Here is a 25612-nt window from a genome sequence, read left to right as displayed (position 1 = left end):
ATTGTCGTCTGTTTGACTGCCGTTGTGTTTACAAGTTTAAAAGACAGCTTTTATACAATGTTATAAAAACGTATAGCTAAAAAACCCCATAACGAAAAAAATAGGTATTTTCATTAGTACAAGAGTAGCTCCTTTTACATAGGCTGTTAATGTAAACAGAATATTTGAAGGGAGAATATTATATGTATCTAGGAACTAATTTTTTACCTCCAGTCATTCATCCGACACAACAAATTGTGAACCATACGTTTTCAACAACCGTGGTGCCACATATTCATCCGGTTCATACAACAACTGTGAACCATCACATGTTTGAACACAAGCATTACTGCCCGCACACAGCCTCATGTGCAGAAGAAGTGTGCAATCAGCACATTAACTGCTGTAACCCTTGTGCACCTGCTCCAGTGGCCCCAATTGCGCCAGTGGCTAATGCAGTGCCAAATGCACCAGGTTTTGCTGGAATGGGCGGACCGGGATTTGGACCAGGAGCACCAGGATTTGGACCAGGAGCACCAGGATTTGGACCAGGAGCACCAGGATTTGGTCCAGGAGCACCAGGATTTGGACCAGGAGCACCAGGAGGAGCACCAGGGTTTGCACCAGCACCTGGACCATTTATGCGCCGCAGACCTTAATGAATTGGATTGTTTTGCAAGGGCTGACTAGCCCTTGTTTTTTTTCTTTTTATTATATGGTATGTTGCTTGTATTAAAATGTTTGTCCTAATTTTTAAAAAATTTTAAAAAGGAGAACGAGCTTGGTAAAAATTTTAGCTATTTCGGGATATAAACCTTTTGAATTAGGGATATTTAAAAAGGATCATCCTTCGGTATTATATATCAAGGCCGCAATTAAAAAAGCCATTCTGCCATTAATTGAAGAAGGATTAGAATGGATATTGATTAGTGGCCAGCTAGGGGTAGAACTTTGGGGTGCCGAAGTTATATTTGACCTTCAACAGGAGTATCCCGAGATAAAGCTTGCTGTTATTACCCCATTTTTGGAACAAGAATCAAAATGGAATGAAACGAATAAAGAGTGGTATGCTGAAATTTTAATACAAGCGGACTTCGTTGATTCTATCACGAAAAAGCCATATGAAAAGCCATGGCAGTTCCGCCTGAAAAATCAATTTTTTATTGAAAAAAGTGATGGACTGCTGCTTCTATACGATCAAGAAAAGGAAGGAAGTCCTAAATTTTTATATGAATCAGCATTAGAATATAAAAAAAATCACGACTATCAATTAGATTTAATTACATTTTATGATTTACAAATGATTGTCGAAGAAGAACAGTTAAAGCAATCTGATTATTAGGGAATATTTTATAGGTTTCGTTTATATAATGTAATGATTGCACAAATCTTGTATATAAATTGACAAAAGGATTTATTTTTGGAAAAATAATAGGTAATGATTGGCTAAACTTGAGGTGATTTGGATGTTGGCTGATAAGGTCAAATTAACTGCTAAGGATATTTTAGAAAAAGAGTTTAAAACGGGTGTTCGTGGTTATAAACAAGAAGATGTTGATAAATTCCTAGATCTAATAATTAAAGATTATGAAACATTCCATCAAGAAATTGACGATCTTCAGCAAGAAAATCTTAGACTGCGTAAACAGCTTGAAGAGACATCAAAAAGGCAGCCGGTGTCACAACCAGCGGGAACCACTAATTTTGATATCTTAAAAAGACTGTCTAATCTAGAAAAACATGTTTTTGGGAATAAACTATACGATTAACATTTTATACCGTACTTTCCTAATAAAAACCATTGTATATTGGACGAGAAATACATATAATAAAAAAGTATCATTAATGACGTTCGGGTAATCGCTGCGAGGTAGCTTCTAAAAAGCGAATCGTTGAGGAAAGTCCATGCTCGCACGAGCTGAGATGCTCGTAGTGTTCGTGCCTAGTGAATTCATAAGCTAGGGCAGCTGAGTCTAGCATTCAGTTGACGGCCGGGAAAATACCTAAATCCATTTGGACATGGTATGAATACCTATAAAAGTGCCACAGTGACGTAGCCTTTCTGGAAACAGAAAGGGTGGAACGGGTAAACCCCACGAGCGAGAAACCCAAATTATGGTAGGGGCGCTTTCTCTGAGGAATTGAACAAGGAGAAAGACAGATTCCTATAGAATCTGTAGATAGATGATTACCACCTAAGTACGAGACCGAATGGTCGTTTGCAGTACTATGGTACAGAACATGGCTTACAGAACGTTATTAATGTAAAAATGCTGGATATTAAGGGCTCTCCTAATATGGGGAGCTTTTTTATTGTAAATAACTGCATTCGTTTCCACCATTTGGTCAATAATGTAAGCGATAAGTTTGAACAATAAGAATGACAATACATATTTGAAATTATTTAAGGGTGAAGATATGGGAAAATATCAATTAATCGCAACAGCAGCGATGGGGTTAGAGGCTTTAGTTGCTAAAGAGGTCCGCTCTCTTGGCTATAATTGTGAAGTAGAAAATGGACGGGTTACATTTATTGGAGATGAGGCTGCAATTGCTCGTAGTAATTTATGGCTGCGAACAGCTGACCGTATTAAAATAAAAGTTGGAGAATTTAAGGCTTTTACATTTGATGAATTGTTTGAAAAGACAAAGGCACTTCCCTGGGAGCAATTTTTGCCTGAAGATGCTGAATTTCCTGTCATTGGAAAGTCTGTTAAATCTAAACTATTTAGTGTTTCAGACTGTCAGGCGATTGTAAAAAAGGCTGTTGTTGAACGGCTGAAAAAGCATTATAGACGAAATACTTGGTTTGAAGAAAACGGGGCATTATCCAGGATTGAAGTAGCACTGTTAAAGGATGTAGCGACAATTACAATTGATGCTAGTGGCAGTGGTCTTCATAAACGTGGATATCGGATTGACCAGGGGGAAGCACCTTTAAAGGAAACATTGGCTGCTGCACTTGTGATGCTGACTAATTGGCAGGCAGACCGTCCCTTCATTGATCCTTTTTGCGGCTCTGGAACTATTCCTATTGAAGCAGCTATGATGGGACAAAATATCGCACCTGGATTTAACAGAGAATTTGTGTCTGAAGCTTGGAAATGGATACCCGAAAAAGTATGGGATGATGCCCGAATGGAAGCAGAGGATTTGGCAAAATACGACCAGCCATTAGATATTACGGGCTCTGACATAGACCATCGTATGGTTAGAATTGCGGAAGGAAATGCCATAGAAGCCGGGTTTGGCGAGTTGATTAATTTTAAACAAATGCAGGTTCGTGATATTTCAGTAAGTAAGGAGTATGGCGTAATTGTTGGTAATCCTCCATATGGTGAGCGTTTGGGGGAGAAAAAGGCAGTGGAGCAAATGTATAGAGAAATGGGACAGGCTTTTAGTAAGCTGGATACCTGGTCCATTTATATGATGACTTCGAATGAAGAATTTGAGGAATTCTATGGTAAACCGGCAACCAAGAAACGAAAGTTATTTAATGGTTTCATTCGGACTGACCTTTATCAATATTGGGGCAAAAAACCCCCGCGTCAATAAAGGATTCAATGATGATTTATGGGGGAGGGGTTTTTCATGCAGAAGAAAATGCCGTTTGAAATTTCCAAAACAGAGTCTTTTTATGACAAGTTAGGCGAATGGATAGGTGATTTATTTTATGATGTCTTACCAGAAGCCGGTTTTGAACTAAGAGACGAACAGATTTATATGGCTTTTCAATTAGAGAAAGCCTTTAAAGAGAAAAAAGTGATGTTTGCGGAGGCCGGAGTAGGGACAGGGAAAACGATTGTTTATTTACTATATGCAATTATGTATGCTCGTTATACTAATAGGCCTGCAGTGATTGCTTGTGCCGATGAAACATTAATAGAGCAGCTGGTGAAAAAAGAAGGAGATATTGCAAAACTTGAGAAGATTTTAGACCTGCAGATTGATGTTCGTTTGGCAAAATCTAGAGATCAATATCTCTGTTTAAAAAAGCTTGACCAAGGAAGGAATATGAAATTTTCGGATGAAATTCTCGAGGTTTATGAAAATCTTCCGGATTTTGTCCATTCTGTTGGATCCATGCAGTCTTTTGAACGATATGGCGACCGGAGGGAATATCCTGGGCTGTCTGATGAAGTATGGGGAAATGTGAATTGGGATGCCCTTCAAGATTGTTTTTCCTGTGATAAGCGCCATCGTTGCGGTTTAACGCTGCACCGTGAGTATTATCGACATGCGACAGATTTAATTATCTGTTCACATGATTTCTATATGGAACATATTTGGACAAAGGAATCACGAAAGCGGGAAGGCCAGCTGCCATTACTGCCTGATCATTCCTCCGTAGTCTTTGATGAAGGTCATCTTCTCGAATACGCTGCACAGAAAGCATTAAGCTATCGTTTTACTGACTATACATTGGATACTTTACTAACAAGACTAATGGAAAACGAAGTGCGTGAAAAGACACTGTATACAATTGAAGAGGCTTTATTAGTAAATGAAGCATTTTTTGATTCGATTTCTCAATTTTCTTCTCAGTCAGTAGGTTCCGAAAAACAAGTGATCACCAAGCATCCATTAGTGATGAAAACATGCCGGAAACTGTTATCTAAACTACAGGCAATTGAAGAGGAACTCGTTTTTGAGAGTGAGCTATACGTTATTAATGAGTATGACTTGAAAATTGTTGAGGAGTATTTAGAACAAATTACTTATTCACTATCACTATTTCTTCAAGAGCTAAACGGGATTACGTGGTTTGAAGAAAAGGGTGGAGAAAGAACACTTGTGATCATGCCTAAAATGGTCGAGGAGGTCATGCGTGATGAGGTTTTCTCCCAGAAGAAGCCATTCATTTTTTCTTCAGCCACACTTTCAAATCAAAAGTCATTCGATTATATGGCCAATAGTCTTGGGGTCAGGGAGTATCTATCCTTTTCAGTGGATTCACCATTTGATTATGATGAAAAAATGAAAGTATATCTGCCACGCTTTCCAAAAGCAAGTACGGAAGAGAAGGTTCAATATTTAATCAGTAAAATTCACGAATCTGAGGGCCGGGCTCTTATTCTTCTTAATAACATGGAAGAATTATTAAATTTAAAAAAGCAGTTATCAAATGTCATTCCTTACCCAGTTTATTTTGAAGGAGACGAAGAGATAAGTACACTAGTCTCGAAATTTCAAAATGATGAACATGCAGTGCTTTGTTCCATGCATTTATGGGAGGGCCTAGATATTCCAGGAAGATCATTAGAGAATGTTATTATCTTTTCTCTTCCATTTCCGCCCAATGACCCAGTCTTTACTGCAAAAAGAAATGGTATGGACAATCCTTTCATAGAAGTGGACTTACCCTATATGCTTCTCCGGCTTCGTCAGGGAATAGGGCGGTTAATTAGGACTGAAAAAGATCAAGGCACCGTTCATATTCTCTTGGATGAAGATATTGACCTTAATGTGTTGCAAGAAATAAAAGCTATCCTGCCTACCATGCCAATTGAAAATTAAACAACGAGTAAAGCGGAAGGTTAGATTGCTTCCGCTTTATTTTTTTAATAGAATAATTCCTGTTTGAGTGCTTCGCGATTAATTAAATAAAAACCATTATCGTCAAGAGAAACCAGTTGTTTTTTCTTTACCTGCGTGATAGTTCTGCTGACAGACTCCCTCGATGTTCCAATCATGTTGGCTAATTCGCGATTAGTGAATTGGGTAGTAAGTTTGTAAAGTCCTCCAACCTTTTCCCCATTAGATTTACATAACCTGATAAGCAGTAAAATAATTTGTTCATAAGTATTATGAAGTACTTGGGCTTCTAACCTTCCTTGCAAATCTACAATTTTTTCTCCTAGTACTTTAAAAAGCTTTATACAAAGTTCTGGATAGGATATTAGGATTTTTTCAAATCTATCGATTGGAATTACGATAAGGTGGGCATCTTCTAAAACCTCAGCATAAGCAGGGAATTTCCCCTTCCTAAAAAAACCTGCATGGGGAAACATTTCGCCTGGTTCTATGACAGAGATTATTTGTTCCTTCCCCATTTGATCAGACTTATAGATCTTTACTTTTCCTGAATGAATAAAGAATACACGATCTAGAGGATCTTCCTGCATAAAGACATACATTTTATGTTTATAAAAACGGGTTTGGGCTATCTTTACAATCGGATCAAGTTCCTCAGCTGATAATTCTTTAAATATGGGTACTTCCGATAATCGTCTAATAATAACCTCTTGTTCCATTTAATATCACCTTCATCTAGTAAGTCACGGTATTAGTTACATTGTAGCAATGTTTACTTTGTTTTTATGTGACCTCCATCATAGCAGTATAACTTTCCTGAAAATAATTCTCACTAATGTGAGAAAAATCACTTGAATTCGTTGAGGAACTTCACTTTATTGGTTTGATATCAACGATACAATACCAAATGTGAAGAAACAAGAAAGGATGAATTTAGATGGAAATTCAAAAGGGGACAGTATTGAATAAAGTGGTAAAGACGAATCGGAATGGCTTATTAAAATCGGTTTTAATGATTACCATTTTATTAAGTTTTACGGTTTTACTTGCAGGGGGCTATTGGATTTTCAAGGAACAAGCACCAAGACCATTAAAGGTAACAAATGAAAAGGGGGAGGTTCTTTTTACAAAAGAGTCGATTATGGGAGGCCAAGCAGTTTTTCAAAAGTACGGTTTGATGGATTACGGAACTGTGCTGGGCCATGGTTCTTATATGGGACCGGATTATACGGCTGAAGCTTTAAAAATTTATACGGAGGGTATGCAGGATTTCAAAGCCAACAAACAATACGGTAAAGATTTTGCGGCCTTGACAGAAGATCAAAAGTTTGCAATCAAATACAATGTTATTAAAGAGATGCGCAAAAATCGCTATGACAGCACTAAAGATACAATGAAGTTAACGGATGCCCAAGTATTTGGGCTTGAGAAAGTAAAGGAACATTACAAAAAAGTTTTTACAAAAGGTGACGGCTGGGGCTTAAAAGCTAATCTAATTAAAGAAGCGGATATGCCGGAAAAGAATCGTGCATATGTGGCAAAGGGTAACCAGATTACACAAATATCTGATTTCTTCTTTTGGACGGCATGGCTGTCAAGTACGGTCCGTAAAGGGGATACCATCACTTATACAAATAACTGGCCTTATTACGAAGATGCAGGAAACCATCTTTCCTTTTCTGCGGTTTGGTGGAGCGGGGCAAGTATTACTTTGTTTGTTTTAATGGTAGGGGTTATATTATTTGTATTTTATCGCTACCAGTTTGGTATGAAGGAAGCATATAAAGAAGGTCATTTCCCTAAGATTGATTTACGAAAAATTCCAGTGACAAGTTCACAAGTAAAAAGCGGAAAATATTTTGTGATTGTCTCTGCCCTGTTTTTTGTCCAATGTATGTTTGGAGCATTACTGGCCCACTATTATATTGAGCCAGACAGCTTCTTCGGTATTAAGTGGATTCACGATATTCTACCATTCAATATAACCAAAGGGTTTCATTTACAGTTGGCCATTTTCTGGATTGCTACTGCTTGGCTGGGTATGGGGATTTATGTTGCTCCGCTTGTTGGCGGTTACGAGCCTAAGAAACAAGGTCTATTAGTCGATATCTTATTTTGGGCACTGGTTGTTCTGGTGGCTGGAAGTATGGCAGGAGAATGGCTGGGAGCGAAAGGATACTTAGGGAATAATTGGTTCATGCTCGGAAACAATGGCTGGGAATATATTGAATTGGGACGCATTTGGCAGCTTATTCTGATTGTAGGTATGCTTATCTGGCTGTTTATTGTTTATCGTGGAATTCGGGCAGGCTTAAAAAGAGAGCCTGATAAGGGTGGTCTTATCCATCTATTATTCTACTCGGCTATTGCGGTACCGGCATTTTACATCTTTGCCTTATTTATTAACCCAGGAACAAGTTTTACATTTGCTGATTATTGGCGCTGGTGGATTATCCATTTATGGGTAGAGGGAATTTTTGAAGTGTTTGCGGTTGTCGTCATTGGATTCTTGATGGTTCAGTTAGGTCTTGTAACGAAAAAATCTACTGTAAGACAGCTTTATTTCCAATTAATTCTTTTATTAGGCAGTGGTGTGATTGGAATTGGACACCACTATTATTACAATGGGTCAGCAGAGGTTTGGCTTGGACTTGGGGCTGTTTTCTCAGCCTTAGAAGTTATTCCATTAACTCTATTAATTCTTGAAGCATACGAACAATACAAAATGATGCGTGAGGGTGGGGTGGATTTCCCATATAAGGGAACTTTCTGGTTTTTAATCTCAGTCGCAATATGGAACTTAGTAGGGGCTGGAGTTTTAGGATTCCTGATTAACCTTCCGGCAGTAAGTTATTTTGAACACGGGCAATTTTTAACACCAGCACATGGCCATGGTTCCATGATGGGTGTATACGGTATGTTTGCAATTGCCGTTCTTCTATACTCACTGCGTAATATCGTTAAACCTGAATTCTGGAACGATAAATGGATTAAATTTAGCTGCATTATGTTAAATGTGGGATTGGCAGGGATGGTCTTTTTATCCTTACTTCCTGTCGGATTTATTCAAATTAAAGAAGCCTTCCATCATGGATATGCTGCATCCCGCTCTGCAGCCTTCCTGCAAAAAGACTTGGTCCAAACCTTATTAACCTGGCGTGCGGTGCCTGACACCATTTTCCTTATTGGGGTTGTGGTATTGTTGTTATTCTGTTTAAAGGCATTGTTCCATTTACGAAAACCTACACATAATGAGGGAGAAAAGCTTCCTGTAAAAGACTTAGCAGTGGAAGATGAATAAAAGAAATAAACCGCAAAGCTAGCTTTGCGGTGCTTTTTTTTGCAGGACATGTGTTTCAAAGCAATCGAAACAATAAAGTTCTTTATTGGGGGTATGAACACCATTCAAAAATCCATCTAAGCAATATACTTCTTTCCCGCATTCTGAACAAACACCCACCAATTCCTTCATGAACAATCCACCTTTCACAATATATAAATAGAATTATGTTGAGGTTTGATAAATGACATTATCACTCTTAGTTCAATTATATGTTAAAATTTAACTAATGAATAGGAGGGGCTTGGTATGAACACTGTACAATTAGAAAAGGAATTTTTAGATTATGTAAAAAAAATCTCAGCTTACAATGAGGCACTTGGACTGATTTATTGGGATTTAAGGACCGGGGCTCCAAAAAAAGGAGTTGAACAACGTTCAGAAGTAATTGGAATGCTTTCTTCCGAAGTGTTTAAAATGTCCACATCCGAGGAGATGGCTGCATACATAGCAAATTTATCTAAACAATCTCTTTCAGAAAAGACTAGCAAAGTCCTGCAAGAATGCAAACGGGAATATGAACGGAACAAAAGAATACCAGAAGAAGAGTATAAAGAATATGTCATCCTCCAATCCAAAGCCGAAACTGTTTGGGAGGAAGCAAAGGCAACATCTAATTTTGCCTTGTTTAGTCCTTACTTAGAAAAACTAGTGGAAATGACAAAAAAATTTATCAACTACTGGGGAAATCATGAAACGAAGTATGATACTTTATTAGATATGTACGAACCTGGAATGACCGTGAGTATTTTAGATCAAGTACTCGGCGAGCTGAGAGATAAAATTATCCCTTTGGTTAAAGCTGTTTCTGAATCACCATTTAAACCAAAGACGGATTTTCTATTTGAATATTTTCCTAAGGAGAACCAACGTGAGCTAAGTTTAAAAATACTTGAAAAAATAGGATACAATTTTCTTGCTGGAAGACTAGATGAAACGGTTCATCCTTTTGCCACCGGACTCAATCCCGGAGATGTTCGTGTCACCACCAATTATAATGAACAGGACTTCCGCACCGCTGTTTTTGGTACTATTCACGAAGGCGGCCATGCAGTATACGAACAGAATATTTCAAAAGAATTAATCGGTACACCGCTTTGTACAGGGACCTCTATGGGAATTCACGAATCACAATCCCTTTTCTATGAAAATATTTTGGGACGAAGCTATGCGTTTTGGAAAAACAACTTCGAACTTTTAAAACAATACGCAAATGGTCAGTTTGATGAAGTAGGACTAGAGGATTTCTATAGGGCGATTAATGAATCAAAACCATCGTTTATTAGAATTGAGGCTGATGAACTAACTTATCCACTCCATGTAATTATTCGCTATGAAATTGAAAAAGGAATATTCAATGGGGATTTGGATGTTAAAAATCTACCTCAAATTTGGAATGAAAAATATGAGGAATACTTGGGAATCAGACCGAATAATGATGCAGAGGGAGTCTTGCAGGATGTTCACTGGGCCGGAGGAAGTTTTGGTTATTTTCCTTCCTATGCATTAGGTTATATGTATGCAGCACAGTTTAAACATAAAATGCTTGAGGAGATTCCAAATTTTGATCGTTTGGTTGAGAATGGAGAACTTCTGCCAATAAAAGAATGGCTGTCTGAAAAGATTCATCAATTCGGAAAAATGAAAAAACCGCTTGAAATTTTACAGAATGTGACTGGGGAAGGACTAAATCCAAATTATTTAATTGATTATCTTTATGAAAAGTATAAAGATGTTTATCAAATGAGTTGATGCGGAAATAGATAAAAAGGCTTCAATCTGGAGGATTGAAGCCTTTTGCATAATCAACGAAACTTACCATTTACTCCAAGTTTGAAATCCTTTAGAACCAGGAGGAGCGTTTTGGATGATATCAATGAATGGAATCGTGTAGGCAAATAAAATAAGTGCTGCTGTAATGCCAAGCCATAATTTCCAATTTTCAAATACCATTGGTGCTTGTTCCTCACCAGCTTCTGCTTCTGCAACTGGAAATTCCTCTTCTCCCTTAGGAGCAAAGAAGGCAAGATTAACAAAAATAATAATGACTAAAATAATCCCCAGGAATAAAATGGTTCCTCCCACAGCTTGAGCAATTTGGTAAGGAATCCATTCCGCTGCTTGCTTCGCTCCACCATAGGTTGAGAATGCAGAACGTCTTGGTCCGCCAAGCAGACCTTCAATATGCATTGCGCCTGACATGAATACCATACCGATAAACCAAATCCATGCCTGGATAATACCCAATTTATTCATAGATTTTGTTAACTTTCGTCCAGTTAAATGCGGCACTAGCCAATAGGAAATACCAAAGAATGTTAATACAACAGATGTTGCAGCTGTTAAATGGAAGTGGCCTGTAACCCAAATCGTATTATGAACGACCTGGTCCATTTGGTTTGAGGCATTTATAATACCACCGGCACCGGCTGGAATAAAGGAAGCCATACCAATAAATGGAACAGTAAAGCGGGCATCATTCCATGGTAATACTTTGAACCATCCAAAAAGACCTGTTGCCCCTTTGGAGCGGCCGTATCTCTCAAAAGTAGCAAATAATGAGAAAGCAGTCATTAATGATGGGATAATAACCATAAATGTTAAAATAACTTGTAAGAACTTCCATGCCGGATCAATACCAGGCTCCGTTAATTGGTGATGGAAACCAACCGGAATGGAGAAGAGTAAGAATAAAATAAACGAAAGTCTTGCTAAAGAGTCTGAAAAGATCTTTCCTCCGATTACTTTCGGGATAATTGCATACCAGCACATATACGCTGGCAGCAGCCAGAAGTAAACTAATGGGTGACCAAAATACCAGAATAATGTACGGCTGACTAAAACATCAACAGTGTCAACTAATCCAAGTGACCAAGGAAGAAGCTGGAATAAAACGGTTGCAGCTACACCTAATGTTGCGACAATCCAAAGAACGGTATTGATAACAGCCATAAAGCTTAATAATGGACTTGGTTTACCTGGATGATTCTTTCGCCATTTTGCATAGGTCATAATTTGTGCTGCACCGTCAACCCAACTGCCGATTACAACAAAAGTTAATCCTAAGTAAAAAATCCAGTGTGCTTTAAGTGGTGCATAAAATGTATATAGTACGGACGCTTCTTTAAGTAAAACCATGGTTGCTGCCATTACAGTACCAATTAACATCACCCAAAAACCGATCCATCCAGTTCGTCTTGCCGCAGTGGAATGACCACCCGTAGTTCTACTTACAGCGGCGTATTGGAACCCCATTATAAAGAAGGTTGTTAATACAAGTCCCATTAAAACACCATGGACTGTTAAAATTTGATAATAATCAATTCCCCAAGGAAGTTCCCATTTACCAGATCGTACAAGGGTTTGAAGGAGTCCCATTAATCCGCCGAGAGCAAGAGCCGAAAAGGCAACGAAAAAGTGTGCCATTGAAAGCTTTGCATCACGCGGGTCTACTTTGAATCGTGCATTATCGTTCGCCATTATTTAACCACCTCTATCTTTGCACTCATTAAGTGGTGTCCAGAACCACAGTATTCATTACAAATAACTAAAAATTCGCCCGTCTTGTCAAATGTAGTCGTATATTCACTGACATACCCTGGCTCTAACATCATATTTATATTTGTACCAGCCATTTCAAAGCCGTGTATAACATCCTTAGTTGTAGCAATAACCTTTACCTTCGCACCGAGCGGTACCTTAACCTGTGCAGGATTATATGAGAAAGCAGATGCTACAAAAACTAATTCATAGTCCCAATCTTTTCCTTCCACCTTATGCAAACCGGGTTTATCAAAAGGCTTAGTTTGATCAACTTTTTCAGAATTAATGGTAGTTAAACAGCTTGCCGGCTTGTTCCCAAGGTAGAAAGCGCTGACACCTACCACTGATAGAAAAACAACAAGGCAGCCAATTCCAAAGGTCAGCCAGATTTTTTCATATTTATGCATGTGCATGATATCTTCCCCCCCTTAATCAATTAAAAACGTTCTACGAATAGGTAATACACACTTACCCAAGTCACAATAATAAACGCTCCCAAAAAGAAAACGGACGCCAATGTCCCTTTAAGAGAAGAGCTGTCTTCCACTTCTGTTTTTTGTTTTGTTTTTAGTTCCGCTTTTGCCATCCCCCTAGCACTCCCTTCAGAAAATTAAAATTAAATTAATCATTTCTCTCTTTCATAATACAAAACTATTGCGAAAGAAAAATATCAATTTGTGAAGTTCACAAATTCTTCATTCCTTAGTTATCTACTATGTTAATGATAAAAACTTGATGCAACAGTGATTAATGTCACTAGCCTCTTCAAGAAATGTGAATAAACTGTGAATTCAACATACTCATCTGTGAGTGCTTGTTTTAATATAACTACGGAACAAACTTGATTTCTAAAAATATGATAATCATATATTGCTAAAATTTAGGAAAGTGAGTGGTAAAGATGGAGAAATATTATTGCGAGAATTGTCGCCTTTTATATAATGAAGTTGAGTATTGCAAGGTGTGCGGTGTACTGGCCAATAAAAAAATTAAGATTGAAGTTCAAAAGCAGTCCGAAAAATGAAAACAGGAAGAATAGATAAAGTTATGAGAATTGGAAAAGTTTATCTAATGAAGTAATTTTCAAACCGCGATATAATTTATGTGCACAACAACAACCTTCAAAACGTTTGCTTCCCGTTCTTGGGAAGCATTTTTTTTACCTCTAATAACTGGGAATAATTTCATCAGCAACGGAAAAAATACCTTTATTCATGTTTAAGGAGATAGAGTGATGCCTGCCATTATTTCCGTTTCTGAAATTATTCCACCCTTTCAAGTAAATCAAGACCAAGCATCTGAGTTTGCGCGAGAGCTGTTTGCAAACTCATTTAAGGATATCGAGAGACTATTAAAAGCCTTTCAGAACGGGCAAATTGAAAAAAGACACTTTGTTCAAAGTTTAGAATGGTTTAGAGAAAGTCATACCTTTGAAGAAAAAAACAATGCTTATATTGAATCAGCAGTTGCCCTCGGTAGAAAGGCAATTGTTAAATGCTTAAAAAATGACAGTTTTCTTCAAAAGGAAATCCCTTTTGAAGAGGTAGAGGCCATTTTCTTTATTTCAACAACAGGGATGTCAACTCCCAGTATTGATGCGAGAATCATTAACCAATTAACCTTTGATCCTCATATAAAGCGGGTGCCGATTTGGGGGCTGGGCTGTGCAGGTGGCGCCGTTGGACTTTCCAGAGCTTTTGAATACTGTTCCGCTTTCCCTAAGGCGAAGGTCCTTGTCCTTTCCGTTGAACTTTGCAGTTTAACATTTCAAAAAAATGACCTTTCAAAAAGTAATTTGATTGGAACATCTCTATTTGCTGATGGGATTGCGTGCGCATTGGTCATAGGCGATGAAGTTAGAAAAGATACTTATAGTAAAAAGGCAGCTTCACCATCCATTTTAGCGACCCAATCCACACTAATGCCTGATTCTTTAGAGGTAATGGGCTGGGATATACGAAATTCAGGATTATATGTGGTGTTCTCCCGTGATATACCACATATTATTGAAGGCTGGCTTAGACCTAATGTGATTGGTTTTTTATCTCAGCATCATATGGAACTGTCACAAATTAATCATTTTATTGCCCACCCTGGCGGAAAAAAAGTATTAGACGCTTATGTTAAATCATTAGGAATTCCTGCTTCGATGAATGAAATCTCACTTGATGTTTTAAAGAATTATGGCAATATGTCGTCAGCAACTATTCTGTATGTGTTAAAGCGTTTTATGGAACTTGATGTTCCTCAAGGTGATTTGGGACTTGCAACAGCGCTTGGTCCAGGGTTTAGCTCAGAATTTCTCCTTATGAGGTGGCAATAAATGATTAACGGGATTTCCTTTCTTTTGTTAGTAATCTTCATCATCCTTCAGCGGTTTATCGAACTTTTTGTTGCAAAAAGTAATGAGAAATGGATGAAACAGCAAGGTGCCGTGGAATTTGGGGAAAAACACTATAAGTATATGGTTCTTTTACATAGCATGTTTTTCGTTTCCCTGTTAGTGGAAACGTTTGTGCTTAAACGAGGAACTTCATCCCTATGGCCTTTATTTATAAGTTTATTTTGTTTTGCACAGATGTTACGAATATGGGTAATAATTTCACTGGGGAGATTTTGGAATACAAAAATACTTGTTTTAGCAAATGCAAAGATTGTTAGAAGGGGTCCTTACCGTTTTTTAAAGCATCCCAATTATCTTGTGGTAGCCATTGAGATGGCTGCTATTCCTATGCTGTTTAGCTCTTATTATACAGCCATTATTTTCACAGGCTTAAATATCTTGATGTTAATGATTCGCATCCCTATTGAAGAAAAAGCCCTAAAATCACTAACTGAATATGAAGAAACCTTTCGAGATTGTCATCGATTTATTCCGAAGATTGTTAAATAAATGTGACAGTTATAAATAGATTATTGAAAATGATTATCAATCATGCTAAAATAACAACAATAATGAAAATCATTCTCAAGATGATTTTGACGGAGGAAGGTGTTACATATGACTTTTGCTTTTGTTGGTGGAACGGTGATTATTTACGCATTTGTCATGAAGCACGTCTTGAAACATGTAACTCAATAGTAAATTTTTTCAAAAGCCAGGGAGAAATCCTTGGTTTTTATTGTTTTTAGAGAATTTTTCATGGTAAATGCTAAGTCATAATAGGAAATGTTTGAATTATCGTATAAAATAAAAAATATTACTACAATGTTAAGGGGAATATGTAAATGGTTCAAACAGCTAAACGGGTAGAAACTTTTCTAACACTAAAAAGCAAAATGGTTTCGGTTTACGAATATTTAAGAAATCAACAGGATCAAGTACAGGCCGAAAAAGTTAGACAGCTCGCAAAAAAGTTAGAGAACCGTGAGTATTCTATCGCTTTTTGCGGCCATTTTTCAGCTGGAAAATCGACGATGATCAATCGGGTAGTAGGGGAGAATCTGCTGCCATCAAGCCCCATTCCAACAAGTGCCAATCTAGTAAAAGTAAAATCCGGTGAAGATTATGCAAAAGTATTTTTTAAGAATGAAAAACCAAGGCTTTATTTAGCTCCCTATGATTATGATTTAGTCAAAAAATATTGCAAGGATGGCGACAAGATTGAGGCAGTGGAAATTAGTCACAGTGATTCTAAGTTACCATCCAATACGATTATCATGGATACCCCTGGGATTGATTCCGCGGATGATGCTCACCGGATCGCAACAGAATCTGCCATCCACCTAGCCGATTTGATTTTCTATGTAATGGATTATAATCATGTTCAAGCTGAATTAAATTTTTTATTTACCAAGGAATTAACAGAGGCAGGTAAAGAGGTATATCTTGTCATCAATCAAATTGATAAACATAATGATGACGAATTAACTTTTCAAGATTTCAAAAAGAGTGTCGTTGACTCCTTTGCATCATGGGGTGTGAAACCAGCAAGGATTTTTTATACTTCTTTAAAAGATTCAAGCCATCCGTTTAACCAATATCAACAGTTACAAGCATTTATTGCTGATAAACTGGCTGAGAAAGACCAATTAATCGTCCCATCTGTTTTCCATTCATTAAAGAAAATCACCTTTGATCATTTAAGTTATGTAAAAAAGCAGAATGCTCAAGAGATTTCTAATTCAATGGATGTACTGAATGATTTATCAGAGCAGCAAAAACAGGACCTTTTATCAAACTACCAAAGAATAGTGTCAAACCTTAATAATGTGAAAGAGGGACTTGTAGAAAAAGAAAAGGAATTCGATTTAGAGATTGCTCAAATCATGAAGAATGCCTATCTTATGCCATTCCAGACGAGGGAATTAGCTGAAAAGTATTTGGAAAGTTGTCAACAGGATTTTAAAGTTGGTTTTATTTTTTCAAAACAAAAAACAGAAGAGGAGAGGAATAAAAGGTTAACCAGTTTTCATCAAGATCTTATTGAGAAAACAAGAACTCAGCTTGAGTGGCATTTACGTGAATATTTACTCTCCACCCTTAAGTTAACTGAACTTGACCAGCCAGAACTTCAAGGCTTAGCACAATCTTTCTCTATACCTATTCCATCCGAACTAATAAGCAATTTAGTTAAGCAAGGGGCTCGTGTGACTGGAGACTATGTCCTTCATTATACGGAAGATGTCGCGAATGAGATTAAGAGATTAGCCAGAAACCAATTAACTGACTTTAAAGAAAAATTAATTGAAGCATTAAAAGTACAGAGTGCGAAATTGAAGGAAAAATATGAACTGGAATTCCAAGACCTCGGAAAATATGTGAATGCATTAGATGAGCTGAAAATGTATGAACAAGCAAATCTTAATCGTGAAAAATTAATAAATGAACTGTTAGCAAAAACGGAATCCTTAATGGAAGATACTAACCATCTTTTTACTTCTGAAGAAGAGGAATATGAAGTTGTTCATTCCAGTGGAGAGGTAAATAAGGTGAAAGTAAAGCCCGAGAAACCAAGGGAAGCCAAAGTACATCAGGCAGTAAATAAAAAAGATAAAAAACTTACTGGTGATCATTTACAGCTAACAACAGCTAAACTTAAACGTGCATCCAACCTTATAAAGGACCTGCCTGGTTTTGGTAAAATATCATCAGAATTAACCGAAAAGGCTGATAGGCTTGCTAATAAAGGATTTACAGTAGCTCTATTTGGGGCATTTAGTGCTGGTAAATCTTCTTTTGCCAATGCATTAATGGGAGAAAAGGTCCTGCCTGTTTCTCCGAACCCAACGACTGCTGCAATTAATAAAATCAAACCCGTCACGGGTGAACATCCTCATGGTACTGTTCTAGTAAAGTTTAAAGAGACAAATAGTATGCTTGAAGATGTCAATCGGTCCTTAAAGGTTTTTGATCTTCATGCTGGGGGATTATTAGAGGCTGTAAGCAGGATCGATCAAATAATACTTGAGCATGGACAGGGAGTACTAGAAAAGACACATTTAGCCTTTTTGCATGCATTTAAAAAGGGATTTAACTCCTTTGCAGAATTACTAGGTACCATAAAGACAACCGATTTAGCTGACTTTCATGAATTCGTAGCTCAAGAAGAAAAATCATGTTATGTAGAATGGATTGAGCTTTACTATGATTGTGAGTTGACAAGAAAGGGAATTACATTAGTCGATACACCTGGAGCAGATTCCATTAATGCCAGACATACTGGTGTAGCTTTCGATTATATTAAAAATTCGGATGCGATACTATTTGTCACTTATTATAATCATGCCTTCTCTAAAGCAGACCGTGAATTTTTAATTCAGCTTGGACGTGTAAAGGAATCGTTTCAAATGGATAAAATGTTTTTTATCATTAATGCGATTGACCTTGCTGAAGACGAGGAAGAAAAAGAGTCTGTTGCCAATTATGTTGAAGAACATTTAGTTAAGTATGGGATAAGAAACCCACATCTATATTCCTTATCAAGTCTTTTGGCATTAAAGGAAAAAACCAATCCCGATTTTAATGGATCATCAGGTATGCAGCCATTTGAGGAGGCATTTTATCACTTTATTGCGAATGACCTTACAGAAATGGCCATCTCTTCAGCAGAAAAAGAATTGTCAAGGGTCCATGAATTGGTCGAGACACTTATTTCAAATTCTCAACAAGACCAGGTAATGAAAGAACAAAAACGAGCTGAAATTGAAAATCAAAAAGCCAAGGTTAAGGTTCTTCTTGAGAACGAAACAGTTGCACCACTACAAAATCGATTGACTCAAGAAGCAGAAGAATTAATTTTCTATATTAAGCAAAGAGTCTTCTTACGATTTGGCGATTTCTTTAAGGAGGCTTTTAACCCGTCTACTTTAAGGGATGATGGCCGCAATCTGAAAAAAGCTTTACAAGCTGGACTTGATGAATTTCTTGAAAGCTTTGGCTATGATTTTGCACAAGAACTTAGAGCAACAACTGTAAGATTAGATCGGTTTCTTGATAAACTGTTTACAGATTATCAAGAACGGCTTACTCGGAATTTCCTTGAAATAAATCAAGACTTATCCTTTTCATTGTTTGAAAAAAAGGAAAGTAACGATATTGATTTCCCGATTGCGTTCAAGAATATAAATCAGCAGCTCTTTAGCAAAGCACTTTCTTATTTTAAAAATCCTAAGTCCTTTTTTGAGAAAAATGATAAGAAGTTAATGAGCGATGAGCTGTATCAAATGCTGAATACACTTGCGGATGATTATCTAAAGAATGAAGCTGTTCGGCTAAATCATTATTATGATACCGAACTAAAGGATAATTTCAGTCTTTTATTAAAATTAATAGATGACCAGGCTGAGGATTTTTACTTAAGTGTGCTTTCGGCTTTAGACGGAGGGGTTTCCGTAGAACTTCTGATGGAAATAGAGGAAAAGCTTTCAAAATAAATAGGGGGAATGAAAGCATGAAGTATGTAAAAGACCGTGAATGGTTAGTGAAACATGTAAATGATGAAAATGTAAGAATTATTGATTGCCGGTTTTCATTAGCTGACCCACAAAAGGGAAAACTGAATTATATACAAAATCACTTGCCAGGAGCCGTTTACTTTGATTTAGCACAAGATTTATCAGGAACGGTGGGTAATCACGGTGGACGCCATCCATTGCCAGATATAAATGTCTTCGTTAAAAAGCTTGAAAACGCGGGAATCGGTAATGATATTGTGGTCATTGCTTATGATGATGGGGAAGGCGCATTTGCAGCTCGTTTTTGGTGGCTTTTGCAATATCTTGGACACGACAATGTGTTTGTACTAGATGGTGGATTTAAGGGTTGGCTGGAAGCGGAATTTTCGCTAACCGATAAGATTCCAACCTTTAAAAAGGCGGATTTTCGGACAAATTTGAGAGCTGAATTGCTTGCAACTTATGAAGAGGTTAAAGATGCTGTCAAGAAACAAAGCAAGGTTTTAATTGATTCACGTGAAGCAAAAAGGTACCTTGGTTTAGAAGAACCTATTGATAAAAAAGCAGGACATATTCCAGGTGCGCTTAATAAACCGTGGATGGAAGGATTCAGAGGAGGGCAGTATTTAGAAATCCCTGAACAATTTATGCGATTCTCTGAATTTAGCTCAACCCAGCCTATTATTGTGTATTGCGGTTCTGGAGTAACCGCAGCCCCTAATTATCTCGCGCTAAAAGAAGCTGGTTATGAAAATGTTAAACTTTATGTTGGAAGTTTTAGTGACTGGATTTCTTATGAAGAAAATAAAATTGAATCATCAAATTAGTCATCCTATGTTATAATGGTAAACGTGATTTTTATTAGAATGACATGAGGAGGACGATGGAATTGGAAAATCAAAAGCCTTCATTAATGCTTGTTGATGGTATGGCGCTGTTGTTCCGTGCTTTTTATGCCACGGCAGTAACAGGTCAATTTATGATAAATTCAAAGGGGATTCCTACTAATGGAATCCATGGTTTTGTTAAACACTTATTTACGGCTGTTTCTTCATTTAAGCCGTCCCACCTAGCGGTTTGTTGGGATATGGGAAGCAAAACTTTTCGAAGTGAAATATTTGCTGATTATAAAGGGAATCGCGGTGAGGCACCGATTGAGCTAATCCCGCAATTTGATTTGGTCAAAGAGGTTGTTGAGTCCTTTGATATTCCCAATATTGGAATGTCTGGATTTGAGGCAGATGATTGTATAGGAACTATTGCCCATCAAATGAAGGATATTGCACATGTATCTATATTAACGGGTGACCAAGATATTCTACAGCTGCTAGACGAGGATATTTCAGTTATTTTGCTTAAAAAGGGGTATGGCAATTACCATGTCCATACACCCCAAACATTCTTTGAAGAAAAAGGGATTATGCCAAGACAGATGATTGATTTAAAGGCTCTTATGGGGGATCCAAGCGACAATTATCCTGGTGTTAAAGGGATAGGTGAAAAAACAGCCCTTAAACTTTTAAAAGAGTTTGAACATGTGGAAGGAATAATTACTAATCTAGAGCGCTTATCAAAATCCCATAAATCTAAGATTGAACAGGATTTAGACATGCTTCATTTGTCTAGGATATTAGCGGAGATTAAATGTGATGTACCGGTAACGTGTGAACTTGAAAAAGCAGGCTTGCGAATCTCAAAGGAGAAAGCTTTAAATAAGTTGATGGAAATTGAACTTCGCGGACTGCAGCGTCTCCTTCCACTGAATGAAGCTATTATTTCTTAAGTAAAAGGGTGTTCCTAATCATGGGGACACCCTTTACTCATACCAGCAGATGTTTATATTTTAGTATTGCTTTTCTTTGCTCTATTTTCCAACTTACTTTTTGGATCCTTTGTCATTTCAGCATCTTGTCCGTAGCCTTGCGGATTTACGCCTGGAGCTTTTACTCCCCGGCCGTTTCCTTCTTTAGTCAAAACACATCACCTCCCACTTTTTTTAGTATTTCCACAAGGAATAATAAAACTCCACTTTCTAAACAATAATGGATAGAGGTGATATGATGAACAAAGGTGTTTATTTAGCCCTTTTAAGTATCGGTTTGGCTCAAGGAGTAAAGATACCGATTCATTACTTCAAGAAGAAAGAATGGAGACCTGACTTGTTTTTTGGTACAGGTGGAATGCCTAGTTCGCATTCTGCGGGTGTTTCCACTTTGACTACTTATATTGCGCTGCAAAGAGGATTGCCAACCTTTGACTTTGCTCTATCTCTTGTCTATGGCTTAATTGTCATGTATGATGCCCAGGGAGTTCGAAGGCAGACTGGGGAATTAACACTTAAAGTAAATTCAATGAATGATTTAATTGAAAAAATTCATAAAGAAGAAAGCCTCGAATATAAGCAAGAAGCTCCAAAAAAGCTGAAAGAAGTGTTAGGCCACCAACCAGAGGAAGTTGTTGGAGGAGCAATATTTGGAGTGTTGGTTGGTGTCATAGGCCATCTATGCACAAAAAAAGATAGAAAATTGTCGATATTTAAGTTAAGATTTTAACTGTTCATATGTGTGGGAGAGGATTGGTCTAAACCGTGTTAACAGTTGAAGATTATTTGTATTTCCTGAAAGAGAAGGGCTTTCAATTTCAAGAGGATGCAATTGGTTTTATTTTCTTCGGAAAACACTATACAAATGCTTCCGATGAGATTATTAATACCGCTATAGAACTGACTTTAAAAGCGCAAAAACGTTTTGATGGGAGTTTCTATGTAGCCTTGCTTGAGATGTTAACAGCAAATAATATAGAATCAAGAAAAGCTGCATTACAATACGTGAAGGAAAATGAATTAATCACGATTTAATACATTAAACAAGCTCCCTGCACAAAAGGGAGCTTGTTAACTTTCCAAACCTTTACTTTTCTTCAACAAAGAGAGTTTTCCTGCGGGCAGTTCTGCAAAAATCATACCCATAAAAATTAGGATACATCCCAAAAGAGCACTAATCGACAAACGTTCATGGGCCCAAAAATAGCCTGCAATTGCCGCAAATACGGGCTCCATAGCAAAGATTAATGCAACTCTTGTGGCTGAGGTATACTTTTGGAAATTAGTTTGAATAAAAAAAGCAATGGCTGTAGCAAAGATGCTGGTAACAACTAAAGCGATCAAAACATCCTTTGATAATAAAATTTCCATTCTCACGGACGTTCTTATATCCTCAAAAATGAAAGAAGCAATAGTGGATAAAAGGGCAACGGTTGAAATTTGGATAACAGTTAATAATAGAGTAGGGTATCTATTACTAAACTTTCCAGTTATAATAATGTGCATACCAAAACTTATGGCACATATAAAAACAAACCCATCACCGATATTTAATCCGGAGACATCAGTTAATGTCAAAAAAAATAAACCAATCGTCGCTGTTATAACACCAAAGACGGCATTTTTACTCGGATATTGCTTAAGTAGAAACATGGAGAATAGTGGGACTAATACAACACTTAGTCCAGTGATAAAACCTGCCTTTGAAGTCGTGGTATACAAGAGGCCAATCGTTTGGGTTACATATCCTAGAAAGAGCCAAAATCCAATAAATACCCCTGATGAAAGTAATTTCAAGTCTATCAGTTTTAATTGCTTAACATCAAATAAGAGAAGGCAGATAAATAAAAGAATTGCTGCAAGAATAAAACGAATGCCATTAAAAGCAAATGGCGGAAGAAAATCAATGGCATTTTGGACCAATACAAACGTGGTCCCCCATATAAATGTAACGAACAGTAGACTTAAATCGGCAATCAAAGGCTTTTTCATGGTGTTTACTTTTTCTCCTTATCGGTATTTTTTTGAATCGCCAACCTTGCCAGTTCATCAGCCACTTTGTTTTCGGCACTTGGGATCCACTTCATGAAGAATAAATCAAATTTTTTTGTAAGAATTAATGCCTTTTCAAGTAACGGAGCATACGATTTATTTTTTGTGAATTCTCTTTCTACAGACATATTTACTAATTCAGAGTCTGTACGAAAAGAGATAATAGAATGGGCGAATCCTTTTTTATCGCATATTTCCAGAGCTTGTATAAATGCATGAAATTCTGCTTCATGGTTTGACATGGTTCCAAGTGGTATCGAATATTTTTCTGGAGTACCAATTCCTTTAATAAAAATCCCGGCCCCGCTTGGTCCAGGATTACCAGCACTTGCTCCATCAATATAGACTTCAATCAATGCTGTATCCTCCTCAATGATAAAAGTTGCACTTTACTAAAAAAGTTTAACATATTTTAACACAGACATGCAGGGAAATATTTTTTCTACTTTACAAATGGAAAGGATAAAAATATCGATATTTTTTATTTAACTGAATAAGCTAGTTGTTAAGACGAAGAAAACAATTGAAAGGCTGACAAATATGAAATATAAGCTTGAGTGGTTGTATAAAGTGAAAAGTAATGATAAAATTCAATGTTCTTCCGATTGGATAACGGGCGAGTTAGCTGTTCAATTTGCTGAAGAATTAGAGGCGACTGGAAAAGTAACAGAGTTATATTTCTATGATGAAGCAGGGACTTCATGGATTTTGAAGGAAATGAAGAAACTGCTTGCGGAAGTCGAAGAGGATCCTCATGAAATTACTGTTTATTTTGACGGCGGATTTCAAAAGGAAACGAATCAAGCAGGGCTTGGGGCCGTTATTTTTTTTAAGCAAGGGAAAAAGAAATATCGCATTCGTGCCAATCAACGGTTTGATGAAATGGAATCTAATAACGAAGCGGAATATGCTGCATTTTATTTTGCGCTGAATATTTTAGAAGATTTGGGTGTCCACCACTTATCATGCGAGTTCAAGGGGGATTCTCAGGGTGTTTTAAAGCAGCTTGAAGGGGAATGGCCTTGCTATGAAGAGACCCTCAACAAGTGGCTTGACAGGATTGAAGAAAAAATGAAAACATTAGGATTGCTTCCAAAATTTACGGTAATCCCACGTAAAGAAAACAAAGAAGCGGATAAATTGGCAACCCAAGCGTTAGAAGGTAAAGATATCTTCGCAAAAACATTAATTCTTTAGAAGAGGTGCAAACAATCATGAAGCCTTCCATGAGAAAGGAACTATTGAGCCAAGTCGAAGGCTTGATGAATCAATATTGTAATGGCTGTTTTTTGCATAAATATCTGAAAAGGGAAGATGGAAGAAGAGCCGCGCATCGTTTTTGTATTACACAATGTACAGTCGGAGAACAACTTCAGGAGTATGGAAAAAAATTAAATTGAAAACATATAAATAAGGCTGACGTAAAATCGTCAGCCTTGAATGGTTATTATTATGAAATGATTAAAGTTTTACTACGTTAGCAGCTTGTGGTCCACGGTTTCCTTCAACGATTTCGAAAGAAACTTCTTGACCTTCTTCTAATGATTTAAAGCCGTCGCCTTGGATTGCGCTGAAATGTACGAATACATCGTCTCCGCCCTCAACTTCGATAAAACCAAAACCTTTTTCGTTGTTAAACCATTTTACTTTACCGTTTTGCATGTACTTCTTCCTCCTAAGCCTTTCGTGGCACCTATTCGGTACCAAGTTAAATATTATCATGTACAGGAAAATATTATTCGGTTACATGATGCTTTAAATATACAATAATGAAATTGGACAGTCAAGGAATGGCAGGTGGTTTTTTCCTGAAAATCTGCCGTTTCTGAATAATTTATTAATAAAAATGAATATAATTCTTCGATGAATATAATGTAGGCTCTTCCTCATATGTATAATTAATAACTTTTTCTTTATGAGGTGGAGGAGCCCATGTACCGTTTTTCAATCGCTGGTGAAGATTGGATATTAAGATTCTCGCCACAAGTCTTAATTGAAGCAGATGAAAAGCAAGCCATATTAATGTCATTGCTCCATATAGGAAATGATCTGGCTGAATTTTCTCATGGGGATGCCTTTATCATGTTTACTAAGAAGATTGGGGCGATTGTGTTTGATGTGGAGCGAATACCTTCGTTAATTTTAACTGTCTCTAATATCGTTCCTGAGGAAAATTGGTATGTTCAGGAAAAGAACTCTATTAAGCCAAGCAAATAGTCAAAAATCCCCCCCACAAACGATGGGGGATTTTTTATTATCTCCGACTTTTGTCACAAATTAGTCGAAAAATATAGGAGAATTCGTGACAAAGTTTGTTAAGATAAGAATAAAGGTAATTGATAATATTGATTATTATAAAATAATAATTATTAATATACCTTAGTTATTTACATATGCCATGTTGGCAAAATTATTTTTATGATTAAGTATGTGAAAAAATGCAC

At 37.1% G+C, this 25612-nt stretch carries 26 protein-coding genes and 1 other RNA gene; 18 read left to right on the top strand and 9 right to left on the bottom strand.

Translation table 11 applies throughout. From position 1 onward, the window contains the following. Window positions 1–182 precede the first annotated feature (182 nt). From CVD27_RS14355 to CVD27_RS14330, 6 genes are all read left to right on the top strand, one after another. Window positions 183–638, top strand: coding sequence for a CotD family spore coat protein (locus tag CVD27_RS14355; protein WP_101648595.1), 456 nt, complete (start codon window positions 183–185; stop codon window positions 636–638). A gap of 122 nt (window positions 639–760) precedes the next feature. Further along, window positions 761–1321: a DUF1273 domain-containing protein gene (locus tag CVD27_RS14350; protein ID WP_101648594.1), complete on the top strand. Its 561-nt coding sequence runs from the start codon at window positions 761–763 to the stop codon at window positions 1319–1321. 124 nt (window positions 1322–1445) lie between these two features. Further along, on the top strand, window positions 1446–1748 hold the full coding sequence (gene gpsB, locus CVD27_RS14345; protein WP_101648593.1) for a cell division regulator GpsB: 303 nt from the start codon (window positions 1446–1448) through the stop codon (window positions 1746–1748). Window positions 1749–1827: 79 nt separating this feature from the next. Continuing rightward, an RNA gene (gene rnpB, locus CVD27_RS14340) (RNase P RNA component class B) lies at window positions 1828–2233 on the top strand. Between the two features lie 164 nt (window positions 2234–2397). Continuing rightward, on the top strand, window positions 2398–3534 hold the full coding sequence (locus CVD27_RS14335) for a THUMP domain-containing class I SAM-dependent RNA methyltransferase (RefSeq protein ID WP_101648592.1): 1137 nt from the start codon (window positions 2398–2400) through the stop codon (window positions 3532–3534). A gap of 36 nt (window positions 3535–3570) precedes the next feature. Next, a complete protein-coding gene (locus CVD27_RS14330) occupies window positions 3571–5496 on the top strand; it encodes an ATP-dependent DNA helicase (RefSeq protein WP_101648591.1) in 1926 nt (641 codons plus the stop codon). Between the two features lie 44 nt (window positions 5497–5540). Here the strand turns inward: CVD27_RS14330 and CVD27_RS14325 are convergent, their stop codons facing one another. Further along, on the bottom strand, window positions 5541–6233 hold the full coding sequence (locus tag CVD27_RS14325; protein ID WP_101648590.1) for a Crp/Fnr family transcriptional regulator: 693 nt from the start codon (window positions 6231–6233) through the stop codon (window positions 5541–5543). Between the two features lie 218 nt (window positions 6234–6451). On the opposite strand from CVD27_RS14325, the gene CVD27_RS14320 reads away from it, so the two are divergent. Then, the gene (locus CVD27_RS14320) at window positions 6452–8815 is read left to right on the top strand and encodes a nitric-oxide reductase large subunit (RefSeq protein ID WP_101648589.1); all 2364 of its coding nucleotides are present in this window, start codon (window positions 6452–6454) and stop codon (window positions 8813–8815) included. An 18-nt stretch (window positions 8816–8833) separates the two neighbouring features. On the opposite strand, the gene CVD27_RS28160 is transcribed toward CVD27_RS14320, so the two are convergent. After that, window positions 8834–8986: a hypothetical protein gene (locus tag CVD27_RS28160; RefSeq protein ID WP_180960286.1), complete on the bottom strand. Its 153-nt coding sequence runs from the start codon at window positions 8984–8986 to the stop codon at window positions 8834–8836. A 117-nt stretch (window positions 8987–9103) separates the two neighbouring features. On the opposite strand from CVD27_RS28160, the gene CVD27_RS14315 reads away from it, so the two are divergent. Then, a complete protein-coding gene (locus CVD27_RS14315; RefSeq protein WP_101648588.1) occupies window positions 9104–10606 on the top strand; it encodes a carboxypeptidase M32 in 1503 nt (500 codons plus the stop codon). A gap of 63 nt (window positions 10607–10669) precedes the next feature. On the opposite strand, the gene CVD27_RS14310 is transcribed toward CVD27_RS14315, so the two are convergent. Genes CVD27_RS14310 through CVD27_RS14300 form a run of 3 tightly spaced genes read right to left on the bottom strand, consistent with a single transcriptional unit; the run spans window position 10670 to window position 12983 of the window. Then, window positions 10670–12334, bottom strand: coding sequence for a b(o/a)3-type cytochrome-c oxidase subunit 1 (locus tag CVD27_RS14310; protein ID WP_101648587.1), 1665 nt, complete (start codon window positions 12332–12334; stop codon window positions 10670–10672). Beyond that, complete coding sequence (locus CVD27_RS14305; protein WP_101648586.1) at window positions 12334–12810, bottom strand: cytochrome c oxidase subunit II; 477 nt, start codon at window positions 12808–12810, stop codon at window positions 12334–12336. The genes CVD27_RS14310 and CVD27_RS14305 overlap by 1 nt, the downstream gene beginning before the upstream one ends. A 23-nt stretch (window positions 12811–12833) precedes the next feature. Then, window positions 12834–12983, bottom strand: coding sequence for a cytochrome c oxidase subunit 2A (locus CVD27_RS14300; protein ID WP_101648585.1), 150 nt, complete (start codon window positions 12981–12983; stop codon window positions 12834–12836). 648 nt (window positions 12984–13631) lie between these two features. Here CVD27_RS14300 and CVD27_RS14295 point away from each other — a divergent pair. The 5 genes from CVD27_RS14295 to CVD27_RS14275 all read left to right on the top strand — a co-directional run bounded on the left by CVD27_RS14295 (window position 13632) and on the right by CVD27_RS14275 (window position 21077). Then, window positions 13632–14720 (top strand): type III polyketide synthase, encoded by a 1089-nt coding sequence (locus CVD27_RS14295; protein WP_101648584.1) that lies wholly within the window; start codon window positions 13632–13634, stop codon window positions 14718–14720. Further along, on the top strand, window positions 14721–15290 hold the full coding sequence (locus CVD27_RS14290; RefSeq protein WP_101648583.1) for an isoprenylcysteine carboxyl methyltransferase family protein: 570 nt from the start codon (window positions 14721–14723) through the stop codon (window positions 15288–15290). Window positions 15291–15625: 335 nt separating this feature from the next. Beyond that, window positions 15626–19273 (top strand): dynamin family protein, encoded by a 3648-nt coding sequence (locus tag CVD27_RS14285; protein WP_101648582.1) that lies wholly within the window; start codon window positions 15626–15628, stop codon window positions 19271–19273. 17 nt (window positions 19274–19290) lie between these two features. After that, window positions 19291–20121 (top strand): sulfurtransferase, encoded by an 831-nt coding sequence (locus CVD27_RS14280; RefSeq protein ID WP_101648581.1) that lies wholly within the window; start codon window positions 19291–19293, stop codon window positions 20119–20121. 62 nt (window positions 20122–20183) lie between these two features. Further along, entirely contained in the window at window positions 20184–21077 is an 894-nt protein-coding gene (locus tag CVD27_RS14275; protein WP_101648616.1) for a 5'-3' exonuclease, read from the top strand. Between the two features lie 53 nt (window positions 21078–21130). Here CVD27_RS14275 and sspL read toward each other — a convergent pair whose 3' ends face one another. After that, window positions 21131–21268: a small, acid-soluble spore protein L gene (gene sspL / locus CVD27_RS14270; protein WP_101648580.1), complete on the bottom strand. Its 138-nt coding sequence runs from the start codon at window positions 21266–21268 to the stop codon at window positions 21131–21133. Between the two features lie 86 nt (window positions 21269–21354). Here sspL and CVD27_RS14265 point away from each other — a divergent pair, with 86 nt between their 5' ends. Both CVD27_RS14265 and CVD27_RS14260 read left to right on the top strand, forming a co-directional pair. Further along, window positions 21355–21846, top strand: a complete 492-nt coding sequence (locus tag CVD27_RS14265) for a divergent PAP2 family protein (protein WP_101648579.1) — start codon at window positions 21355–21357, stop codon at window positions 21844–21846. 35 nt (window positions 21847–21881) lie between these two features. After that, the gene (locus tag CVD27_RS14260) at window positions 21882–22151 is read left to right on the top strand and encodes a DUF6123 family protein (protein WP_101648578.1); all 270 of its coding nucleotides are present in this window, start codon (window positions 21882–21884) and stop codon (window positions 22149–22151) included. A gap of 36 nt (window positions 22152–22187) precedes the next feature. Here the strand turns inward: CVD27_RS14260 and CVD27_RS14255 are convergent, their stop codons facing one another. Further along, window positions 22188–23108: a DMT family transporter gene (locus CVD27_RS14255; RefSeq protein ID WP_101648577.1), complete on the bottom strand. Its 921-nt coding sequence runs from the start codon at window positions 23106–23108 to the stop codon at window positions 22188–22190. Window positions 23109–23113: 5 nt separating this feature from the next. Continuing rightward, window positions 23114–23524, bottom strand: a complete 411-nt coding sequence (locus tag CVD27_RS14250) for a reverse transcriptase-like protein (RefSeq protein ID WP_101648576.1) — start codon at window positions 23522–23524, stop codon at window positions 23114–23116. Window positions 23525–23708: 184 nt separating this feature from the next. Between CVD27_RS14250 and CVD27_RS14245 the strand changes: the two genes are divergently transcribed. Both CVD27_RS14245 and CVD27_RS14240 read left to right on the top strand, forming a co-directional pair. Further along, entirely contained in the window at window positions 23709–24365 is a 657-nt protein-coding gene (locus tag CVD27_RS14245; protein ID WP_101648575.1) for a reverse transcriptase-like protein, read from the top strand. Window positions 24366–24394: 29 nt separating this feature from the next. Beyond that, window positions 24395–24568, top strand: coding sequence for a zinc-finger domain-containing protein (locus tag CVD27_RS14240; protein ID WP_257984365.1), 174 nt, complete (start codon window positions 24395–24397; stop codon window positions 24566–24568). Between the two features lie 61 nt (window positions 24569–24629). On the opposite strand, the gene cspD is transcribed toward CVD27_RS14240, so the two are convergent. Beyond that, a complete protein-coding gene (gene cspD / locus CVD27_RS14235) occupies window positions 24630–24830 on the bottom strand; it encodes a cold-shock protein CspD (RefSeq protein ID WP_071459908.1) in 201 nt (66 codons plus the stop codon). Window positions 24831–25100: 270 nt separating this feature from the next. On the opposite strand from cspD, the gene CVD27_RS14230 reads away from it, so the two are divergent. Next, window positions 25101–25385 carry a hypothetical protein gene (locus CVD27_RS14230; protein WP_101648573.1) on the top strand — a complete coding sequence of 95 codons (285 nt, stop codon included), beginning with the start codon at window positions 25101–25103 and terminating at the stop codon, window positions 25383–25385. Window positions 25386–25612: the final 227 nt, after the last annotated feature.

The sequence above is a fragment of the Neobacillus cucumis genome (assembly GCF_002860255.1).
GTDB classification, from domain to species: domain Bacteria; phylum Bacillota; class Bacilli; order Bacillales; family Cytobacillaceae; genus Neobacillus; species Neobacillus cucumis_A.
The sequence above is the reverse complement of the archived record's forward strand: the minus strand, read 5'-3'. Positions and strand labels throughout refer to the sequence as shown.

Bases quoted from the DNA above. Each gene is read 5' to 3' on its own strand.
- CVD27_RS14305 (WP_101648586.1), bottom strand. From the start codon at position 12,810: ATGCACATGCATAAATATGAAAAAATCTGGCTGACCTTTGGAATTGGC.
- CVD27_RS14285 (WP_101648582.1), top strand. From the start codon at position 15,626: ATGGTTCAAACAGCTAAACGGGTAGAAACTTTTCTAACACTAAAAAGC.
- CVD27_RS14320 (WP_101648589.1), top strand. From the start codon at position 6,452: ATGGAAATTCAAAAGGGGACAGTATTGAATAAAGTGGTAAAGACGAAT.
- CVD27_RS14245 (WP_101648575.1), top strand. From the start codon at position 23,709: ATGAAATATAAGCTTGAGTGGTTGTATAAAGTGAAAAGTAATGATAAA.
- CVD27_RS14265 (WP_101648579.1), top strand. From the start codon at position 21,355: ATGAACAAAGGTGTTTATTTAGCCCTTTTAAGTATCGGTTTGGCTCAA.
- CVD27_RS14315 (WP_101648588.1), top strand. From the start codon at position 9,104: ATGAACACTGTACAATTAGAAAAGGAATTTTTAGATTATGTAAAAAAA.
- CVD27_RS28160 (WP_180960286.1), bottom strand. From the start codon at position 8,986: ATGAAGGAATTGGTGGGTGTTTGTTCAGAATGCGGGAAAGAAGTATAT.
- CVD27_RS14240 (WP_257984365.1), top strand. From the start codon at position 24,395: ATGAGAAAGGAACTATTGAGCCAAGTCGAAGGCTTGATGAATCAATAT.
- CVD27_RS14330 (WP_101648591.1), top strand. From the start codon at position 3,571: ATGCAGAAGAAAATGCCGTTTGAAATTTCCAAAACAGAGTCTTTTTAT.
- CVD27_RS14300 (WP_101648585.1), bottom strand. From the start codon at position 12,983: ATGGCAAAAGCGGAACTAAAAACAAAACAAAAAACAGAAGTGGAAGAC.
- CVD27_RS14355 (WP_101648595.1), top strand. From the start codon at position 183: ATGTATCTAGGAACTAATTTTTTACCTCCAGTCATTCATCCGACACAA.
- CVD27_RS14230 (WP_101648573.1), top strand. From the start codon at position 25,101: ATGTACCGTTTTTCAATCGCTGGTGAAGATTGGATATTAAGATTCTCG.
- CVD27_RS14290 (WP_101648583.1), top strand. From the start codon at position 14,721: ATGATTAACGGGATTTCCTTTCTTTTGTTAGTAATCTTCATCATCCTT.
- CVD27_RS14335 (WP_101648592.1), top strand. From the start codon at position 2,398: ATGGGAAAATATCAATTAATCGCAACAGCAGCGATGGGGTTAGAGGCT.
- CVD27_RS14295 (WP_101648584.1), top strand. From the start codon at position 13,632: ATGCCTGCCATTATTTCCGTTTCTGAAATTATTCCACCCTTTCAAGTA.
- CVD27_RS14310 (WP_101648587.1), bottom strand. From the start codon at position 12,334: ATGGCGAACGATAATGCACGATTCAAAGTAGACCCGCGTGATGCAAAG.
- cspD (WP_071459908.1), bottom strand. From the start codon at position 24,830: ATGCAAAACGGTAAAGTAAAATGGTTTAACAACGAAAAAGGTTTTGGT.
- CVD27_RS14325 (WP_101648590.1), bottom strand. From the start codon at position 6,233: ATGGAACAAGAGGTTATTATTAGACGATTATCGGAAGTACCCATATTT.
- CVD27_RS14280 (WP_101648581.1), top strand. From the start codon at position 19,291: ATGAAGTATGTAAAAGACCGTGAATGGTTAGTGAAACATGTAAATGAT.
- CVD27_RS14255 (WP_101648577.1), bottom strand. From the start codon at position 23,108: ATGAAAAAGCCTTTGATTGCCGATTTAAGTCTACTGTTCGTTACATTT.
- gpsB (WP_101648593.1), top strand. From the start codon at position 1,446: ATGTTGGCTGATAAGGTCAAATTAACTGCTAAGGATATTTTAGAAAAA.